We start from the raw sequence: 982 nt of genomic DNA on the forward strand, positions 1-982 counted from the left end.
AGGTTTTCTTTCTTCTTAAGGTAATAACCGTAAGTCAACATACAACCCATACCTAGAGATAGAGAGAAGAATGCTTGACCAAGTGCAGCAAGAGTTACATTGCTGTCTACCTTAGAGAAATCAGGGCTGAATAGGAATTCTAGACCCGCCATCGCGCCCGGAAGCATGATGCCTTTGATAGATACTACGATAAGGATGATGAACAGAAGTGGCATCAGGATCTTACCTGCTTTCTCGATACCGCCCGAGATACCTTTCATAACAATAACAATGTTTAGAAGTAGGTATAGGCCCATCCACATTAGTGGTTGAACAGGGTTCGAGATGAAGCCACCGAAGCTGTCGCCGATTGCTTCAGGTGCGTCTAGAAGACCACCAGCAATCTTACCGATGTATGCGATAGACCAGCCACCTACTACAGGGTAGAAACCCATGATAAGTAGACCACTTACTACGCCGATAACACCAGCGAACGTCCAACGACGGTCTGTTGTTTTGAATGCACCTACTGCTGATTTTTGCGTATGACGGCCAATAGCAAATTCAGTCAGCATGACGCTGAAACCAATGAAGATTACAAAGAATAGGTAGATTGCAACGAACGCACCGCCGCCACTCTCACCTGCTGTGTAAGGAAATTTCCAGATGTTACCTAGACCAACAGCAGAACCTGCTGCAGCCATTACGAATCCAAGTTTCGAACCCCAGGTATCACGAGGTTTTGTGGTTGTATTACTAGTAGCCACTTTAACTCCAAAATTTGTATGTTGTGTAATGTTGTGTGTTGCTTTGGGTGGCGTCTTATTAAAAGAAAGGTGTAAATCTTTGTTTACATCCTCAAGAATTTGATTGACGCTCAATGTATAGCAAGTAAACCAGTTTAAGATTAAAATTGGAAGCCCGAACCGTACATATTTCGTTACCAATGTAAAATTTTATGGTTAAATGCCGACTTTTCATACAAAACAATCGTTTTCTTCTT

Annotated in this window: 1 protein-coding gene; it reads right to left on the reverse strand. The window is 42.6% G+C overall.

The window, feature by feature from the left end; genetic code table 11:
* The coding region (locus tag KIV40_RS28540; RefSeq protein ID WP_285352590.1) for a sodium-dependent transporter at positions 1–746 on the reverse strand (746 nt) is incomplete at its 3' end.
* Positions 747–982 lie beyond the last annotated feature (236 nt).

This window comes from Vibrio sp. D173a (assembly GCF_030248475.1).